The following is a 306-nucleotide window of genomic DNA, read 5'->3' as shown; positions in this document are numbered from 1 at the left end:
GTCTATCGTTGCTCAAGTTGCTCAAGAAGGGCGAGACCGGTAGCCAGCGGCCTAATGCCCTCAGCATCGGAGGGGAAACGATCATGTTCATGGCATCACGCCGGAAGTTTTTGAAAGCACAGGGCATCGATGCCGGCAATTCGTATGCAAAGCCAATGACGGTTTAAGGGCGAAGTATCCTATTCGGCAATATGTAGAATATTAGGTCGGCCCGTGGAAGAAGGGACGAAAATGCATCATTTTCGCATCTTCGCCCTTCGGCTGACGCGATTTCTATCAATAGAATCTACCACTCAGAGAAGTACC

Origin of the sequence: Mesorhizobium sp. M7A.F.Ca.MR.148.00.0.0 (genome assembly GCF_003997735.1) — a bacterium.
Lineage (GTDB): Bacteria > Pseudomonadota > Alphaproteobacteria > Rhizobiales > Rhizobiaceae > Mesorhizobium.
This window is presented reverse-complemented; position numbering follows the sequence as displayed.